The sequence below is a fragment of the Pseudomonas sp. TH04 genome (assembly GCF_016651355.1).
Classification (GTDB): Bacteria; Pseudomonadota; Gammaproteobacteria; order Pseudomonadales; family Pseudomonadaceae; genus Aquipseudomonas; species Aquipseudomonas fluorescens.
Genome location: NZ_JAEKEA010000001.1, coordinates 1,686,486 through 1,704,064 on the forward strand (window position 1 = coordinate 1,686,486; position 17,579 = coordinate 1,704,064).

At 59.1% G+C, this 17,579-nt stretch carries 17 protein-coding genes; 11 read left to right on the forward strand and 6 right to left on the reverse strand.

Annotated elements, in window-relative coordinates:
* The first annotated feature begins 95 nt into the window (after positions 1 to 95).
* The 8 genes from JFT85_RS07430 to JFT85_RS07465 all read left to right on the forward strand — a co-directional run bounded on the left by JFT85_RS07430 (position 96) and on the right by JFT85_RS07465 (position 8,878).
* Positions 96 to 410 (forward strand): DUF883 family protein, encoded by a 315-nt coding sequence (locus JFT85_RS07430; RefSeq protein WP_053255177.1) that lies wholly within the window; start codon positions 96 to 98, stop codon positions 408 to 410.
* A 4-nt stretch (positions 411 to 414) separates the two neighbouring features.
* Complete coding sequence (locus JFT85_RS07435; protein ID WP_053255176.1) at positions 415 to 801, forward strand: phage holin family protein; 387 nt, start codon at positions 415 to 417, stop codon at positions 799 to 801.
* On the forward strand, positions 798 to 1,139 hold the full coding sequence (locus tag JFT85_RS07440; RefSeq protein WP_053255175.1) for a hypothetical protein: 342 nt from the start codon (positions 798 to 800) through the stop codon (positions 1,137 to 1,139). The genes JFT85_RS07435 and JFT85_RS07440 overlap by 4 nt, the downstream gene beginning before the upstream one ends.
* Before the next feature lie 92 nt (positions 1,140 to 1,231).
* The gene (locus JFT85_RS07445; protein ID WP_053255174.1) at positions 1,232 to 2,395 is read left to right on the forward strand and encodes an EAL domain-containing protein; all 1,164 of its coding nucleotides are present in this window, start codon (positions 1,232 to 1,234) and stop codon (positions 2,393 to 2,395) included.
* Between the two features lie 71 nt (positions 2,396 to 2,466).
* Positions 2,467 to 3,798, forward strand: coding sequence for a deoxyguanosinetriphosphate triphosphohydrolase (locus tag JFT85_RS07450; RefSeq protein ID WP_053255173.1), 1,332 nt, complete (start codon positions 2,467 to 2,469; stop codon positions 3,796 to 3,798).
* Positions 3,799 to 3,954: 156 nt separating this feature from the next.
* On the forward strand, positions 3,955 to 4,350 hold the full coding sequence (locus tag JFT85_RS07455; RefSeq protein ID WP_053255172.1) for a response regulator: 396 nt from the start codon (positions 3,955 to 3,957) through the stop codon (positions 4,348 to 4,350).
* Positions 4,351 to 4,607: 257 nt separating this feature from the next.
* The gene (locus JFT85_RS07460) at positions 4,608 to 5,234 is read left to right on the forward strand and encodes a response regulator transcription factor (RefSeq protein ID WP_201229593.1); all 627 of its coding nucleotides are present in this window, start codon (positions 4,608 to 4,610) and stop codon (positions 5,232 to 5,234) included.
* A gap of 8 nt (positions 5,235 to 5,242) precedes the next feature.
* Positions 5,243 to 8,878: a transporter substrate-binding domain-containing protein gene (locus JFT85_RS07465; protein ID WP_201229594.1), complete on the forward strand. Its 3,636-nt coding sequence runs from the start codon at positions 5,243 to 5,245 to the stop codon at positions 8,876 to 8,878.
* 25 nt (positions 8,879 to 8,903) lie between these two features.
* Here JFT85_RS07465 and JFT85_RS07470 read toward each other — a convergent pair whose 3' ends face one another.
* Together JFT85_RS07470 and JFT85_RS07475 are read right to left on the reverse strand one after the other, a co-directional pair.
* Positions 8,904 to 9,386, reverse strand: coding sequence for a GAF domain-containing protein (locus JFT85_RS07470; protein ID WP_053255169.1), 483 nt, complete (start codon positions 9,384 to 9,386; stop codon positions 8,904 to 8,906).
* On the reverse strand, positions 9,383 to 10,273 hold the full coding sequence (locus JFT85_RS07475; RefSeq protein ID WP_053255168.1) for an ATP-binding protein: 891 nt from the start codon (positions 10,271 to 10,273) through the stop codon (positions 9,383 to 9,385). Before JFT85_RS07475 ends, JFT85_RS07470 begins: the two co-directional genes overlap by 4 nt.
* A gap of 163 nt (positions 10,274 to 10,436) precedes the next feature.
* On the opposite strand from JFT85_RS07475, the gene JFT85_RS07480 reads away from it, so the two are divergent.
* The gene (locus JFT85_RS07480) at positions 10,437 to 12,746 is read left to right on the forward strand and encodes a hybrid sensor histidine kinase/response regulator (protein WP_053255359.1); all 2,310 of its coding nucleotides are present in this window, start codon (positions 10,437 to 10,439) and stop codon (positions 12,744 to 12,746) included.
* On the opposite strand, the gene JFT85_RS07485 is transcribed toward JFT85_RS07480, so the two are convergent.
* From JFT85_RS07485 to msrB, 3 genes are all read right to left on the reverse strand, one after another.
* A complete protein-coding gene (locus JFT85_RS07485; protein ID WP_069552261.1) occupies positions 12,700 to 13,191 on the reverse strand; it encodes a MarR family winged helix-turn-helix transcriptional regulator in 492 nt (163 codons plus the stop codon). The genes JFT85_RS07480 and JFT85_RS07485 overlap by 47 nt on opposite strands.
* The gene (locus tag JFT85_RS07490; RefSeq protein WP_053255166.1) at positions 13,188 to 13,673 is read right to left on the reverse strand and encodes a glutathione peroxidase; all 486 of its coding nucleotides are present in this window, start codon (positions 13,671 to 13,673) and stop codon (positions 13,188 to 13,190) included. Before JFT85_RS07490 ends, JFT85_RS07485 begins: the two co-directional genes overlap by 4 nt.
* Positions 13,674 to 13,804: 131 nt before the next feature.
* Positions 13,805 to 14,197, reverse strand: coding sequence for a peptide-methionine (R)-S-oxide reductase MsrB (gene msrB / locus JFT85_RS07495; RefSeq protein WP_053255165.1), 393 nt, complete (start codon positions 14,195 to 14,197; stop codon positions 13,805 to 13,807).
* Positions 14,198 to 14,399: 202 nt separating this feature from the next.
* On the opposite strand from msrB, the gene JFT85_RS07500 reads away from it, so the two are divergent.
* Positions 14,400 to 15,611, forward strand: coding sequence for a pyridoxal phosphate-dependent aminotransferase (locus JFT85_RS07500; RefSeq protein ID WP_053255164.1), 1,212 nt, complete (start codon positions 14,400 to 14,402; stop codon positions 15,609 to 15,611).
* Between the two features lie 304 nt (positions 15,612 to 15,915).
* Positions 15,916 to 16,803 (forward strand): protease HtpX, encoded by an 888-nt coding sequence (gene htpX / locus JFT85_RS07505; RefSeq protein WP_053255163.1) that lies wholly within the window; start codon positions 15,916 to 15,918, stop codon positions 16,801 to 16,803.
* 54 nt (positions 16,804 to 16,857) lie between these two features.
* Here the strand turns inward: htpX and JFT85_RS07510 are convergent, their stop codons facing one another.
* Positions 16,858 to 17,514 carry a thiopurine S-methyltransferase gene (locus JFT85_RS07510; RefSeq protein WP_053255162.1) on the reverse strand — a complete coding sequence of 219 codons (657 nt, stop codon included), beginning with the start codon at positions 17,512 to 17,514 and terminating at the stop codon, positions 16,858 to 16,860.
* Positions 17,515 to 17,579: the final 65 nt, after the last annotated feature.

The window sequence follows — 17,579 nt, forward strand, 5'->3', positions numbered from 1 at the left end:
CAAAGCAAAAGCTGTACCAGACAATTGAACTGAACCTTCACAGAAGCCTGTGACTCGAAACCACACGTACCGATCAGCCAATCACGGAGATAACCATGGCCAGAAGAACTGCAAAGACTGCTCAAGAGATACTGATGGCGGATTTTCAAACCCTGGTCAGTGACACTGAAAAGTTGCTCGACGACACCGCCGTGCTGGCCGGTGACCAGGCCGATGAGCTGCGCACCAAGATCCACGACAGCTTGCTCAAGGCCCGCGAAACCCTGCAACTGACCGAAGACTCCCTGCGCGAACGCGGCGCGGCGGCTGTCACGGCAACGGAAGATTACGTGCAGGCCAACCCTTGGCAGTCGGTGGGCATTGCCGCCGGTGTTGGCTTTCTGATCGGTCTGCTGGCTACAAGGCGCTAACATTATGGCTATCGGCGAATCCGGCTCGTCCACGAGCTCAAGCTCCACCTCCCGACGCCTGGGCGCGGCCGTTCTGGGCTTGCTGCACAGCCACGTCGAGTTATTTGGCATCGAGTTGCAAGAGCAGAAATCACGCACGGTGAGCCTGCTGCTGTTCGCGGGCCTGGCACTGGTGTTTGCTCTGCTGCTGTTGGTGGGGCTGTCGGCGCTGGTGATGATTCTGGTGTGGGACACCTACCGTATCACCGGGATCATTAGCCTGTGTGTGTTCTATTCCCTGGCCGCAGCGTTCTGCGGAGTGCGCTTGAAGGCGGCGATATTCGATGAGTCCACGCCGTTCCATGCCACCCTTGAAGAACTGGCCAACGACCGGGAGCGCCTGCTGCCATGAGCATGACTGAAATTCCACACACCGCTTCGCGCCGGGAAATGCGCAAGGCGCTGATTCGCCTGCGCATGGAAATGCACCGCCAGGAAATCCGTCACGAGTCCCAGCAACTGATGGCGCCCCTGAACAAGGTGCGCGATCTACGCCACAACTGGCAGGACAGCCTGGGCATCAAGCACGCGCCGCTGTGGGGCGTGGCCGCGGTGACACTGATGGGTTTTTTCACCGGCAAGGGCGCCAAAGGCGGCAGTATCAGTAGCCTGACGCGCCTGGTGCGGCTGGGCGCCGGTTTGATCCCGCTGATTAAATTGGCCATGCAAGGTGCCTCGCGCAAAGGTTGAACCCCGCTGGCTGCATTCTTGCAAACAGAATCGGCCCGGCCCTCGAACATGAGGGCCGGGCCTTTTTTTGCCAGCTCTCTTAAGGAGGCCCCGTGATCGACGGGCAACCGCTTGCCTGCTTCCAACCGTTTATCGACACCGCCACCGGCCGCATTGCGGGTGTAGAGGCGCTCGGCCGCCTGCGCCAGGCGGATGGCCGCCTGCTGTCCGTGGGCCCGCTGTTTGCTGACCCGCGCACGCCCGGCATGACCTTGCGCAGCCTCGACCGACAAATCCGCGACAATGCGTTAAGCCGCCTTCATGAAGCACCCGAAGACTGGTTTCTCAGCCTGAACATCTCGCCACGCTGGATCAATCGCCTGCGCCCGGGCCAAGCCTTGCCGAGTTTGAAACAGGTACACGCCTACGGCATCGATCCGCGGCGCATCGTGTTTGAGATCACCGAGTTAGGAGGCGACATCCAGCGTCTGGCCGACGTCGTGGTGCGTTATCGCAACGCGGGTGCGCGAATCGCCATTGATGACTTTGGTGCCGGCTATTCCCAACTCGACCGCGTACTGGCACTGCAACCGGATATTCTCAAGCTGGACATGCGCCTGTTCCAGGAAGCCGCCAAAGGCGGGCCGAGCAGTGACGTCGTCAGGGCGCTGGCGCAAATGGCGGAAAAGACCGGATGCTGGATCATCGCCGAAGGCGTGGAAACCGAGGCGCAATTGAGTTTCGCCCTGGAATGCGGCGCGCGGTATGTGCAGGGTTACTTGTTTGCTCAGGCGCAGCTGGAATGGTTTGCAGCCGATGCCTTCGTGCCGCGATTTGCTCGCCTGCGCACGGTGTACGTCCAGCACAAACTCGCAGAGCGTGGCCGCTTGATGCAGTTGCGCCTGCAATTGGTCGAACTGATGAGAATCCTGCAAACCTGGGCCCAGTGCCGCGCGCCGCTGAATCAATTACCCCAATTGCCGGACTTCCCCTGGCTGCTGCGCTTTTATCAGTGCGACCGCCATGGCACCCAACTCACCCCCAACTTCGAATGGCGCCAGGACGCCTGGCAGGCTGACAGCCGCTACCTGGGCCACAACTGGTCGTGGCGCCCGTACTTCTATCATCTGCTCGCCGAAGGTTGGGAAGAACGACGCCTGACGCTCTCGTCGACCTACCGCGACGCCACCACCAATCAGTATTGCCTGACCGCCGGACAATTCTTCGATAACGGCCAGCGCTTGCTGTTAATCGATATCGATGCAGTCGGGCTGTAGATTTTCGCTTGCCGAGGCCACGCTGAACCGGGAAGCTGGGAGGGTCATTCACCGTACGGAGAGTACCCGCCTTGGATTGGCCCACCCTGCTGACACGCGAACGTCTTGGAAAGCCCCTGCACAGCCCCGAAGAACTCGGCCGCAGCCCGTTTCACAAGGATCACGACCGTATTATTTTCTCCGGCGCATTCCGCCGACTGGGCCGCAAGACACAAGTGCACCCGGTATCGAGCAATGACCATATCCATACTCGCCTGACCCACTCCCTGGAAGTCAGCTGCGTCGGCCGCTCCCTCGGCATGCGCGTAGGCGAAACCCTGCGTAGCGCCCTGCCCGACTGGTGTGAACCGAGCGACCTGGGCATGGTGGTGCAATCGGCCTGCCTGGCCCATGACATCGGCAACCCGCCGTTCGGGCACTCCGGTGAAGATGCCATTCGCCACTGGTTTCAACAGGCGGCCGGACGCGGCTGGCTGGATGACATGAGCACTGCCGAGCGCAATGACTTCCTCAACTTCGAAGGCAATGCCCAGGGGTTTCGGGTACTGACCCAGCTGGAATACCACCAGTTCGACGGCGGCACACGGCTGACCTACGCCACCCTTGGTACCTATTTGAAATACCCGTGGACCGCTCGTCACGCGGATTCCCTGGGCTACAAAAAACATAAGTTTGGCTGCTACCAGAGCGAGCTGCCGATCCTTGAGCAGATCGCCCACAAACTCGGCCTCCCGCAGCTGGAAGAACAACGCTGGGCACGTCATCCGTTGGTTTACCTGATGGAGGCAGCAGACGATATCTGCTACGCCTTGATTGACCTCGAAGACGGCCTGGAAATGGAGTTGCTGGAATATGCCGAGGTGGAGTCGTTGCTGCTCGACCTGGTGGGTGACGATTTACCCCAGACTTACCGGCAACTGGGCCCGGAGGACTCTCGTCGGCGAAAGCTGGCGATCCTGCGCGGCAAGGCGATCGAGCACCTGACCAATGCCGCCGCGCGGGCCTTTGTCGAACAGCAAGACGCGTTGCTCGCCGGCACGCTGCCCGGTGACCTGGTGGAGCACATGCACGGCCCCGCCAAGCGCTGCGTGCTGGATGCCAAGGACATGGCGCGTAAAAAAATCTTCCAGGACAAGCGCAAAACCCTGCACGAAATCGGCGCCTACACCACCTTGGAAATCCTCCTGAACGCCTTTTGCGGTGCGGCACTGGAACAGCATGGCGGGCGCACGCCGTCGTTCAAGAACCGGCGCATCCTCGACTTGCTGGGCAACAGCGCGCCAAACCCGGCCTGGCCGCTGCACGCGTCGTTTTTGCGCATGATCGACTTTATCGCCGGCATGACTGACAGCTACGCCACCGAGATGGCGCGGGAGATGACCGGACGTTCCAGCCCGCAGTGAACATGTTGATCACGCCGCCTGCTTCCCGTACAGAATTTGCCTACGACGGGAACAGAGCGGCCTGATCGAATTCGCACACAAGCTCGAGGAATAATCGCGCACGCTTCTGGCGGACTTGCTACGCCCCGCCCCTTCTGAATGAGCCCTGTGCCTTCTATGCCCCTACCCCGTCTTCGAATCCTGTTGGTGGAGGATCATCCCTTTCAGCTCCTGGCCACTCAATGCCTGCTTAAAAGCTTCGGCTTCGAGCACCTGACCCTTGCAGAAAATGCCGAACAGGCGATTCGCTCGATGTCCAGCGCCACGACTCCGTTTGACCTCCTGCTGTGTGACCAATGCCTGCCTGATCTACCCGGGCTGGAACTGGTGGAAATTGCCAACCGCCGTCACTTCATAAGCAGCGCCATTCTACTGAGCGGGCTGGCGGCAACCGAACTGTCCACCCTGACAACACAAGCCCTGCAACGTGGCCTGCCACTGCTTGGCTATTTAATGAAGCCCCTGAATAAAGACGAACTTGCAAGGTTGATCGCGCCAATATTCCCTCTCTAAAAAATCGACTTTAAACGCTGTTCAGCGATCGGAAATTCGTCTGAAAACCCTTGCTGAACCTGTCGCCCCAGCCCTGAGCGTACTGATTCAAACTTTGCTTAGATCCGACGGCGCAAAGCCTTAATGAAGGGTAGGCAGTTACCTCTTTTTCTGTAGGAATTCTCCTGTTTTATATCTACTCCCCCCTAGGTTCATCCTACTCCCTCATCTTCTGAGCTAATGTGCCCGCTTTATTTGCACTTGCATGGAATATGATTATGAACACAGTTTTTATCATTGATGACCACCCCGTTATCAGGTTGGCGATTCGTATGTTGTTGGAACACGAGGGTTATAAGGTCGTTGGTGAAACGGACAACGGTTGTGACGCGATCCAAATGGTTCGCGAATGCCTGCCGGACCTGATCATCCTGGATATCAGCATCCCGAAACTGGACGGTCTCGAAGTGCTCTGCCGATTCAACGCCATGAACACATCCATGAAAACCCTGATTCTTACCGCCCAGAGTCCGACGTTGTTCGCCACACGTTGCATGCGCTCCGGCGCAGATGGCTACGTGTGCAAGGAGGGTGACCTGAGCGAACTGCTGAGCGCCATTCGCGCGGTGTTGTCCGGTTACAATTACTTTCCCAGCCAGGCATTGAATAGCAATGGCACCGACGGTAAGGATACCCTCGAACTTGAACTGTTCAAGGCAGTGAACGACCGGGAACTGATGGTATTGCAACTCTTCGCACAGGGGCGCACCAACAAAGAAATCGCCAAAGGTATGTTTCTAAGTAACAAAACAGTAAGCACTTACAAAAAAAGGCTGATGCAGAAACTTAAAGCCAAATCCTTGGTAGAACTTATCGAGATGGCAAAACGAAACGCGCTAGTGTGAGAAAGCGGATGCCCAGGCGTATAAAGGACTATCTGATTGTATTAATTGCCGGTATGTGCCTGAGCACTACTGTGCCCGCGACCCCACAACCGGGTCCGGAAAACTTCACCTTATTGAGCCGCGCGGGTACCGTTCAACTGGATACTCAACTGGACAAGGCTCAGCGCCAGTGGTTGCTGAACAAACGCGAGCTGGTGCTGGGCACCTCGGCACCCGATTACCCACCCTTCGACCTGACCTCCAGCGGCCGCGACTATGAAGGCCTGACCGCCGATTACGCCGGGCTCCTGGCCAAAGCCATGGCCCTGCCTATCAAGGTATTGAGCTACCCCACGCGGGAAGCCTCGATTCGCGCCCTGGAAAAAGGTGAAATTGACCTGCTGGGTTCCTCCAACGGCTTTGAGGCCGCCAACCCGAATTTCATCCTGTCGCAGCCGTACGCAGTAGATCAGCCGGTACTGGTGACCCGCGAAAAGGAAACGCGCAGTTTGAGCGATGGCCTGGCCGGGCTGCGCTTGAGCCTCGTCTACCACTACCTGCCGCTGAGCGAAGTGGAAAAGTTGTACCCGCAGGCGGATATCCGCGCCTTCCCCTCGTATCAAAACGCCTTGAATGCAGTGGCCTTTGATCAGGCGGATGTGTTTCTGGGGGACACCATCTCCACCCATTACATGATCAACAAGGGCTATCTGAAGAACGTCCGCATGGCGAATTTCGGCAAACATGAAGCCTATGGTTTCAGTTTTGCGCTGCGCCAGGACCAGCAGATTCTGCTCAGCATCGTCGATTCGATACTGGCGGCCGTTCCCATGAATGAGCGAGACAGCATCGCCAAGCGCTGGAGCGCCGGCAGCGATATCCTGCTGACCGACAAAAAACTGCAACTGACCCAACGTGAAGAACGCTGGTTGAAAGAGCACCCGGTCGTCAAAGTCGTGGTCAATGAGACCTTCGCGCCGCTGACGTTCTTCGATGCCGACGGCAATTTTCGCGGCATCACCGCCGACCTGCTGGAACTGATTCGCCTGCGGACGGGCTTGCGCTTCGAAATCCAGCGCATTCGCGAGGTCAACACGATGATAGAGCGGGTCACCTCGGGCCAAGCCGACATCATCGGCGCTATCGTGCCCAGCGCCGAGCGGGAGGCCCAACTCAGTTTCAGTCGTCCCTACCTGGAAAACTCCTATGTCCTGCTGACTCGCAAGGAGCCCAACGCCCCCTCGAGCCTGGAGCAGATGGCGGGCAAGCGCCTGGCAATCACCATGGGAAACCCGCTGGAAAAAATCCTGCAACAGGAATTCCCGGGGATTCTCCTGGTGGAAGTCAGTGACACCTTCAAGGCATCGGAAATGCTGGCCCAGGGCAACGTGGACGGTGCGGTGAATTCATTGGTCATCGCCAACTACTTTCTGTCCTCCCAGGTGTTCCAGGACAAACTACAGATCAGCGCCAGCATCGGCACCCTTCCAGCGACTTTCGCCCTGGCGACGCCGCGCCGCGCCGTCGAGCTGAGTTCAATCCTGGACAAGGCACTGCTGAGTATTTCCCCGGACGAAATGGGCGTGATCAACAGCCGCTGGCGGGGTTACACACCCGCCTCCGACAGCTACTGGCGCAATTACCACGAGTTGATTGCACAAATCATCATCGGTACGGGGTTGTTGCTGCTGATTTCCCTGACCTGGAACGCCTACATGCGCCGCCAGATCAAACACCGGAAGATGGCCGAACGGGCCCTCAACGACCAATTCGAGTTCATGCGCGCATTGGTCAATGAGACGCCGCACCCGATTTACGTACGCGACCGCAAGGGCCTGCTGCAAACCTGCAATGACAGTTACCTGCAAGTGTTCGGGGTCAAACGCGAGGAAGTGATTGGCAAGAGCGTGGTGCAAATGGACATGGCTCTGGAGTCGGAGGCGGCGCAGTACCACGCCGACTACCAACGGGTGGTCGCGGAAGGTAACCCGCTGATCCTCGATCGCTCCCTGCATATTCACGGGAAGAAACTGACGATCTACCACTGGATTCTTCCCTATCGCGACTCGGACGGCGAAGTTCAGGGCGTTATCGGCGGCTGGATCGACATCAGTGACCGGCGCCAACTGTTCGACGAACTGCGTGCTGCCAAGGAACGCGCCGACGAGGCAAACCGAGCCAAAAGCACCTTCCTCGCGACCATGAGCCATGAAATCCGCACGCCGATGAATGCGGTGATCGGGATGTTGGAACTGACCCTCAAGCGTGCCGACCAAGGCCATCTTGATCGCCCGGCTATCGAGGTGGCCTACAACTCGGCCAAGGACTTGCTGGAGCTGATTGGCGACATCCTCGACATTGCGCGCATCGAGTCCGGCCGCCTGAGCCTGGCGCCTGAGCGCGTGAATCTACGGGAAGTGATCGAGTCGGTGGTGCGCGTGTTCGATGGCTTGGCCCGCCAGAAAACCCTGCGCCTGTTGCTCGAATTCGACACCGACCTGGACGACACCACCGTACTGATCGACCCGCTGCGCTTCAAGCAGGTGCTGTCGAATCTGGTCAGCAACGCGATCAAATTCACCGAGCACGGGCAGGTGAAGATCAAGGTGCAGGTGCAAGCCACCCCGCTGCCGAACGAGATCCAGATGAAACTGGTGGTCGAGGACACGGGCATCGGCATCAGCCGGGACGATCAATCGCGTCTGTTCGAACCCTTTGCCCAGGCCGACAACTCCGGACACCTGGCCAGGAGTGGCGCCGGCCTGGGGTTGGTGATCTGTCGCAGCCTGTGCGAGATGATGGGGGGGCAACTGAGCCTGAGCAGCGTGCCCATGGTGGGCACTCAAGTGCAGGTCTGCTTGAAGATGACGAGCCTGCAGCCAAACGAGGTACAGGAAGAACTCAAGTCCCAGCCGCCCGCTGCCGCGCCGGTTCTCAATGTACTGGTGGTCGACGACCACCCGGCCAATCGCTTGCTGATGTGTCAGCAACTGGGTTATCTGGGGCATCAGTTCACGGCGGCCCAGCAAGGTGCTGCCGGGTTTCTGGCCTGGCGTCAGGAGCGCTTCGACCTGGTGATAGCCGACTGCAACATGCCCGTCATGAATGGCTATGAGTTGAGTCGCTCAATCCGTGAATATGAGCAGCGAGAGCAACAGGAGCCCTGTGTGATACTCGGTTTCACTGCCAATGCCCAACCCGAGGAGAAACAGCGTTGTGCGCAAGCGGGCATGAACGACTGCCTGTTCAAACCCATCAGCCTCACCGCGCTGGAGCAGCAACTGGCCCGAATCAGACCTCAATCGGCGGTCCTGCGGGTGGACCTCGACTGCCTCGAGGCACTGACCGGGGGTGATCCGCAATTAAGCCGGCGCTTGCTGGAGGAGCTGTTGGACAGCAGTCGCCATGACCGCCAGGACCTGCTGAGCTTGATGGCCAGACAGGCACCGCTCCAAGACATCATTGAGCAAGCCCACAAGATCAAGGGCGCCGCGCGCATCGTCCAGGCATGCGCCCTGGCCGCGCAATGCGAAGCACTGGAGCATGCCTGTGCGCGTCGCGATGAACGCCCCCTGATCGAGGTCGAGGTGAAGTCCCTGGAAAAACTCATGCTGGAGCTGGAGAGGATACTGCAGGTGCAGCTCCATAAGCTGGATAGCCCATGACCAAGGCCAACCCTCTGCGCCCCGATCAGCAGTCGGTCAAGCGTAGAAAAATCGCCGCCAGTTGTTCGATACCCGCCTGGTCCCGCTCGTTAAAACGGGCCAGCGACGGGCTGTCCAGGTCAAGCACGCCAATCAGTACGCCATCCTTGATCAGCGGCACCACCAGTTCGCTGTTGGAGGCGCTGTCACAGGCGATATGGCCGGGGAACGCATGTACATCCTCAATCCGCTGGGTTTGCCGGGATGCCGCCGCCGCGCCGCACACGCCACGACCGAACGGAATGCGTACACAAGCGATCTGGCCCTGGAACGGGCCCAGCACCAGCTCTTCATCGCGGTTGAGGTAGAAGCCGGCCCAGTTCAAGTCGTCCAACTGGTTGAACAGGAACGCAGAGAACTGAGCGCTGTTGGCGATAAAGTCACGTTCATCGGCCAGCAGCGATTCCAGTTGTGCACATAACAGGGCATAGCCATCCAGGCCGGTGCCGGCCTGTTGCAAATCGATCATGGTTGACGCTCCAGCAATTTGAGTCCTACCCAATAACGGGCGAATTGATACGCGCAACGGCCGTTGCGATTGCCACGCCCGGTGGCCCAGCGTACGGCAAGAATGTCGAGGGCTTCATCGCGCTGCCACTGCAAACCGGCCTTGCTGGCCAGCTCGCCGATCCAGTGTTCGACCACATCCAGAAAATGCTCCTGGCTGAACGGGTAGAACGACAGCCACAGGCCAAAACGGTCGGACAGGGCGATTTTGTCTTCCACCGCCTCACTGGGGTGCAACTCACCGTCCACCCGCTTCCAGTTGTCATTGTCGCTCTGGTTTTCCGGCACCAGGTGACGACGGTTGGAGGTGGCATACAGCAACACGTTTTCCGGCGCCTGCTCCAGGGAGCCGTCCAACACGCTTTTGAGCACGCGGTAATCGCCCTCGCCCGCCTCGAAAGACAGGTCGTCGCAAAACAGGATAAAACGCTGCGGCAACTTGAGCAGTTGCTCGACTACGCGGGGCAGATCAGCCAGGTGATCGCGCTCGATTTCAATCAGGCGCAACCCCGCCCTGGCGTGCTCGGCCAGCAAAGCGCGCACCATCGACGATTTACCGGTGCCGCGTGAACCCCACAGCAGCGCATGGTTGGCAGGCAGCCCGTCGAGAAATTGCTGGGTGTTACGTGCCAGTTGTTCACGCTGTTTGTCTACGCCGATAAGATCGGACAAACGCATGTCCAGGCTGACTTCCAGGGGCAGCAAAAAGCCGCTGCGGCCTTCGCGCTGCCAACGGGCCGCGAGGCATTGATTCCAGTCGATGGCTTGGCGCGGCGCAGGTAACAACGGTTCCAGGCGAGCAAGTACCGCATCGGCGCGCTCAAGAAAGGCATTCAATCGAGAATCCACGATTATTCCTCTGGCAAGTTCTTGCAAAAGATGGCGTATTGGCAACCCTGCGTCAGGCCGCACAAGGCTGCGTATAAAACGATTCATGCCGGCCAAGCCAGAGCCTGTGGATGTTCAGCTATGCTTGCCGGGCGAAGGGAAACGTGAAGTGGTTCAACACTCGATGGATATCAAGTTCGCCCACCGCTTGTCTTATAAACAAGCCAGATTGACTGTGCTGGTAGGTTTCGTGTTGGGAACCTTGCTCAGCCTGATCCAAATCGGCATTGATTATGCCAGCGAAGACGCATCGATCAACCGTGAAATACGCTCACTGATCGAAATCAGCCATAACCCAGCCTCGCGTATCGCCTACAACATCGATGCTGAACTCGCTCAGGAACTGACCCTGGGCCTGCTGCATTCCCCGGCGATTACCCGCGCGCAATTGATCGACAACAATGGCGTGGTCCTGGCCGACGTGAATCGACCGCGCAAGGAAAGTGCTTATCGGCCTGTCAGCGATTTTCTGTTTGGCGCCAACCGGGAGTTTGAAGACCGGCTGTTCCTGAGCCACATGCCCAGTGATTCCCTCGGCGTACTCCGCCTGGACGTGGACACCTACGCCTTTGGCAGCCGTTTCCTGCACCGTGCCGAGATTACCCTGCTAAACGGGTTCGCCCGCAGCCTGCTCCTGACCGGGATCCTGCTGGGCCTCTTTTACGTGATGTTGACCCAGCCGCTGGTGCGCATTATTCGCGCACTGAGCACCAGCAAGCAGGCCCGCCTGGATTGCCCACCGGGTCACGAAAACGATGAAATCGGCGTATTGGTCAACGTCGCCAACCAGCAATTCGACAATATGGAAACCGAAATCGAGCAGCGCCGCCACGCCGAGGACCGCCTCACCGAATACCTGGGCCAACTGGAAGATATCGTCTCCGCACGCACCCTGGAGCTCAAGGCCAGCAACCAACGCTTGAGCCAATCCAACGATGAGCTGGAAGCGGCAAAGTTGACCGCCTTGGGTATGGCCCAGGCCCGCGCCGCGTTCCTGGCCAATATGAGTCACGAGATCCGCACGCCGCTCAATGGTTTGCTGGGGATGATTGCGCTATCACTGGACAGCCCGTTGAACGCCGAACAGCGCCAGCAGCTGTCCATCGCCCACGACTCGGGCAAAGTTTTGGTGGAATTGCTCAACGATATTCTCGACCTGTCGAAGTTTGACGCCGGCCAACTGGAGTTGGAGCGCATCCCGTTTGATCTCGGTTCCCTGGTGGAAGACACCGCCAACTTGCTGTCGCAGAACGCGGCGCCGAGTGTCGAGTTAACCTGCCTGATCGACCCACTCTTTCCCGCTCAGGTAATAGGCGACCCGACGCGTGTGCGGCAAATCGTCAGCAACCTGCTTTCCAATGCCTTGAAGTTCACCCGCTTCGGCCGCGTGGATGTGCGCCTCAGCGCCCAGGATGGCCGGGTAAAAATCGAGGTCTGCGACACAGGCATCGGTATTGCCCAGGAAGCGCAGGTGAAGATCTTCCAGCCTTTCACCCAGGCCGGTGCGGGGATCACACGCCAGTTTGGCGGAACGGGACTTGGGTTGGCGTTGACCCACAACCTGTGTGAAGCCATGAAGGGCCGGCTGAGTATCAGCTCGGAGGTCGGTTTTGGCAGCCAGTTCTGTGCTGACCTGCCGCTGCCCATGCATTTGCCCGCCGCCCGGTACGCGCCCCTGGCAGGTGAGGTGATTGTCATCACCAGCGGCAGCAATGGCCTGACAGAGTTGCTCACCACGCTGTTGCCCCATTGGGGGCTGGCACCGCGCTGCTATTCCCAGGACGATGATTTGAGCGGGCAAACCCCCGACCTGCTGATTACCGATTGCCCAGAATGCCTGTTCCGCCTGCGCCCGGGGATTAGCGCGCCCATTCTGTTGGTCACCGCCTATGGCAACTTCATGCCCAGTGAGGAAGTCGCCGCCCTTGCCCCCCTGCAGCAACAGGCACGCCCGCTGAGCCGCAACGCGCTGTACCAGATTCTGCAGCGCAACCTGCGCAGCGACGCGCAACTGATCCTCGACCCGATCCAAATGGACAGTGCGCCCCTCGCCCATCGGGCGCGCATCCTGTTGGTGGAAGACAACCCGGTCAATCAGTTGGTGGCCAAGGGCATGCTCAGCAAGCTGGGATGCGAAGTCATTGTGGCCGCCCACGGCGGCGAAGCCCTCAAGCTCCTTGAAGAACAGCGCTTCGACATGGTGTTGATGGACTGCAATATGCCCGTGATGGACGGCTACGAAGCCAGCCGGCAGATTCGCCGCAGCGGGCGCTGGCCGGACCTGCCTATCGTCGCCTTGACCGCCAACGCCCTCTCGGAAGAACGCGAGCGTTGTCGGGCGGCGGGGATGGATGACTACCTGGCCAAGCCGTTCCGCCGCGAAGAACTCAAGGCCCTGCTGGACCTCTGGGTGCCTGACACGACAAGCCTTTGATCTGCGCCAGCAACTGGTCCAGGCCGTCGCGCAAGGCGTCGGCCTGGTTCAGGTCCACGCCGCTGTCGCACAGCAGCCGGGCTTTCAAGGCCTGAGCCTGGTCGCGCAACTGCACACCCGCCGGACTCAGGCTCAGGTGCATCTCACGCTCATCCCGTGTGCTGCGCTGACGCTTCACCAGCGCGAGCTGCTCCAGGCGCTTGAGCAAGGGCGTCAGCGTCCCGGAGTCAAGCATCAAGCGCTCGCCCAGGGCTTTGACCGTGGGTTGCGCCGGCGTCGCGTCCTGCCACTCCCACAGCACCAGCATCGCCACGTACTGCGGGTAGGTCAGGCCCAACTGATCGAGCATCGGCTTGTAGGCGCGCGTCACCGCGCGGGACGCGGCATAGAGCTTGAAACACAGCTGGTCGTCGAGCGCCAGGGACACGGCGGGCAAGTCGGTCATTTGAGCAGGGCTTCGATCTCTTGGGTCAAGTCCTCAGGCTTGGTGGTCGGGGCAAAACGCTTGACCACCTGACCGTCGCGACCGATCAGGAACTTGGTGAAGTTCCACTTGATGCCCTTCGAGCCCAGCAGGCCGGGCGCCTGTTTTTTTAGCTGCACAAACAACGGGTGGGCATCGCTGCCGTTCACGTCGATCTTTTTGAACAGTGGGAAGCTGACGCCGAAATTCAGCTCACAGAACTCGGAAATCGCGCCTTCGTTGCCCGGCTCCTGCTTGCCAAACTGGTTGCAGGGAAATCCCAGCACCACCAGGCCTTGGTCCTTGTACTGCTGCCACAGTTGTTCCAGCCCTTTGTACTGTGGGGTAAAGCCACATTTGCTGGCGGTGTTGACCACCAAAACGGCTTTGCCGGCGAAATCGGCCAAGGTCTTTTGCTCACCCTTGATGGTGGTGCACGGGATGCTCAGCAGGTTGTCACTCATGGCGGCGCCTCGAAATAAAAGGGGTAAGAGCCAGGAAGATAGTAGGCAATTCAATTGCGTGCAATTGAATTAACCCGACTAATACCGCGTCATGGATCGCCCCCGCACCTTTGGCGGGGGCGGCTCACGGCTTAGCGTGGCACCAGGTCCAGGCACACCGAATTGATGCAGTAGCGCAGGCCGGTCGGCGGCGGACCATCGGGGAACACGTGCCCCAAGTGTGCATCGCACTTGGCGCAGGTGACTTCGGTACGGATCATGCCGTGGCTGACATCACGGATCTCGATCATCGCACTGTCGGCAATCGGCGCGTAGAAGCTCGGCCAGCCGCAGCCGGAATCGAATTTGGTGGTGGAATCGAACAGGGGCTCATTGCAGCAAATGCAGTGGTAAATGCCATCTGTCTTGGTGCCATTGTACTTACCGCTGAAAGGTCGCTCGGTGCCCTTGAGACGGCACACGTTGTACTGCTCTGGGTCGAGCATCGCCTTCCATTCATCAACGGTTTTCTGCAACTTTTCCATCGGTACACCTCGGCATCTGAAAAACCCTGATCTGTGTCTTTTCCATGGATCAGGCGGCACGTATGATTGCGCCTCGTCAAATCGTCAGTCTGGCACCCGCGCTATCGGCATTCAAACGTATTTATGGGTGCAGGCCTCGCAGGATTCGCAGTACGGTAGTGTCCACACCGTCTGGATCGTTCATTTTCAGGATCACATCGCCATGCAGGTCAGCAAATCGAACAAGCTCGCCAACGTCTGCTACGACATTCGCGGCCCAGTGCTCAAGCACGCCAAACGCCTGGAAGAGGAAGGCCATCGCATCCTCAAGCTGAACATTGGCAACCCGGCGCCGTTTGGTTTCGAAGCGCCGGACGAAATCCTCCAGGACGTGATCCGCAACCTGCCGACCGCCCAGGGCTACAGCGACTCCAAAGGCCTGTTCAGCGCACGTAAAGCAGTGATGCAGTATTACCAGCAAAAGCAGGTGGAAGGTGTCGGCATCGAAGACATCTACCTGGGCAATGGCGTGTCCGAGCTGATCGTGATGTCCATGCAGGCCTTGCTCAACAATGGCGATGAAGTGCTGGTGCCGGCGCCCGACTACCCGCTGTGGACCGCCGCCGTGACGCTGGCGGGTGGCCACCCGGTGCATTACCTGTGCGATGAAGGCGCCGACTGGTTCCCGGACCTGGCCGACATCAAGGCCAAGATCACTCCGAACACCAAAGCCCTGGTGATCATCAACCCGAACAACCCCACCGGCGCCGTGTACTCCAAGGAAGTGTTGCTGGGCATGCTCGAACTGGCGCGCCAGCACAACCTGGTCGTGTTCTCCGATGAAATCTACGACAAGATCCTCTACGACGACGCGGTGCACATTTGCACGGGTTCACTGGCACCGGACCTGCTGTGCCTGACGTTCAACGGCCTGTCCAAGTCCTACCGCGTGGCGGGTTTCCGCTCCGGCTGGGTCGCCATCTCCGGCCCTAAGCACAACGCCCAGAGCTACATTGAGGGCATCGACATGCTGGCCAACATGCGCCTGTGTGCCAACGTGCCGAGCCAGCACGCGATCCAGACAGCGCTCGGTGGCTACCAGAGCATCAACGACCTGATATTGCCCCAGGGTCGCCTGCTGGAGCAGCGCAACCGCACCTGGGAATTGCTCAACGCAATTCCGGGCGTCAGCTGCGTAAAACCTATGGGCGCGCTGTACGCCTTCCCGCGAATCGACCCGAAAGTGTGCCCGATCCTCAACGACGAGAAGTTCGTGCTCGACCTGCTGCTCTCGGAAAAGCTGCTGGTGGTCCAGGGAACGGCCTTCAACTGGCCGTGGCCGGATCACTTCCGCGTGGTGACCTTGCCGCGCGTAGATGACCTGGACATGGCCATCGGTCGCATCGGCAACTTCCTGAAGTCGTATCGCCAGTAATGCAACTATCGCTGTACGACCCCTGCCAGGTCGTACAGCGAGTATCTGGCAACACTTCTCTGCCCTGCCCCCCTCCTCTGCTGTCGGCACACACCACGGACCGGTCAGGCCCCTGTAATTACAGGGTGCCGGAGCAGGATTATGGTTATCCCGGCGTGCTTTTCAGGTGGGAAATTCCTTTCAAGCCTCTACATTCATGCTGTAGGACACAGTTTGAAATAGTCGCTCGGTTGAATCACCCCAAGCGGCACCTTATATACCCCGCAGTACGCGACATATTAAGCATGAGGAGAACTCTACAACCATGATGCGCATCCTGCTGTTCTTGGCCACTAACCTGGCGGTCGTGCTGATTGCCAGCATCACCCTGAGCCTTTTCGGCTTCAACGGGTTCATGGCGGCCAACGGGGTTGATCTGAACCTCAATCAGCTGCTGGTTTTCTGTGCGGTCTTTGGTTTTGCCGGCTCACTGTTCTCGCTGTTCATCTCCAAGTGGATGGCAAAGATGAGCACCAGCACCCAGGTCATCACCCAGCCACGCACCCGGCATGAACAATGGTTGCTGCAAACCGTTGAGCAATTGTCCCGCGAGGCCGGAATCAAGATGCCTGAGGTCGGGATCTTCCCGGCCTATGAAGCCAACGCCTTTGCCACCGGCTGGAACAAGAACGACGCGCTCGTTGCGGTGAGCCAGGGTATGCTGGAACGCTTTTCCTACGACGAAGTGAAGGCGGTACTGGCCCACGAGATCGGTCACGTAGCCAACGGCGACATGGTCACCCTGGCGCTGGTACAAGGCGTGGTGAACACCTTCGTGATGTTCTTCGCACGGATCATCGGCAACTTCGTCGACAAGGTGATCTTCAAGAACGAAGAAGGCCGTGGCATTGCCTACTACGTAGCGACCATCTTCGCGGAAGTGGTGCTGGGCTTCCTGGCCAGTGCAATCACCATGTGGTTCTCGCGCAAACGCGAATTCCGCGCAGACGAAGCCGGTGCCCGCCTGGCCGGTACCGGGGCAATGATTGCAGCGCTGCAACACCTGCGCTCCGAACAGGGCCTGCCGGTGCACATGCCCGACAGCCTGACGGCCTTTGGCATCAACGGTGGCATCAAGCAAGGCTTTGCACGCATGTTCATGAGCCACCCGCCGCTGGACGAGCGCATCGACGCGCTGCGTCGTCGGGGCTGATAGCCAGCAACCAGAAAGGGGCGATCTGATCGCCCCTTTTTTTATGCCCGAGATTTACGCCTTGTCCAACCGATAGGCACGCTCTTCAAGGCGCGTGACGCCGTCCTGCATCGCCTTCCAGCTCTCACTCAGGATGTCGCGCTCTTCCAGCACCGCCAAATCCCAACGGGCGCCGAGCAACACCCGGACCTCTTCGTCGGTGACCGCAAACGGTGGGCCGACCTTCTGCGTCTGGTCATAGTCGAGGGTGATCAGCAGCCCCTTGCAGCCAGGCCGCAGCAGACTATTGAGATGCTCGGTATAGCGCGCCCGCATCAGTGGCGGCAACGCAATCAACGCGGCCCGGTCGTAAAGCGCAGTGCAATCGTTGACCGCACTGGCGTCTAGGGCAAAGAAATCACCGCACCACACCTCGATCAACCCGGACTGATACACCTTGAACGCGCCGTGCTGGCGGATATGCGGCGTCAGCGACTGCTCACTGAAAAAGGCTTCAACGGCCTGCTCCGACAACTCCACGCCCAACACCGAATATTCGAGACTCGCCAGCCAGATCAGATCCAGGCTTTTGCCACACAACGGCACCAGCACCTTGGCTCCGTCAGCCAAGCCCAGGGTTGGCCAATGCCGCAGCAGGTAGGGATTGACCTCGGGCAGATGAAAACCGATCTGGTTGCGCGCCCAGCGCTCTTGCCAAAACTTAGGCTCCATAAATCACCCTGAAAATTCGATCAAAACGCGCTAAAACTTATATTAGATTTAGATCAATGATCTGA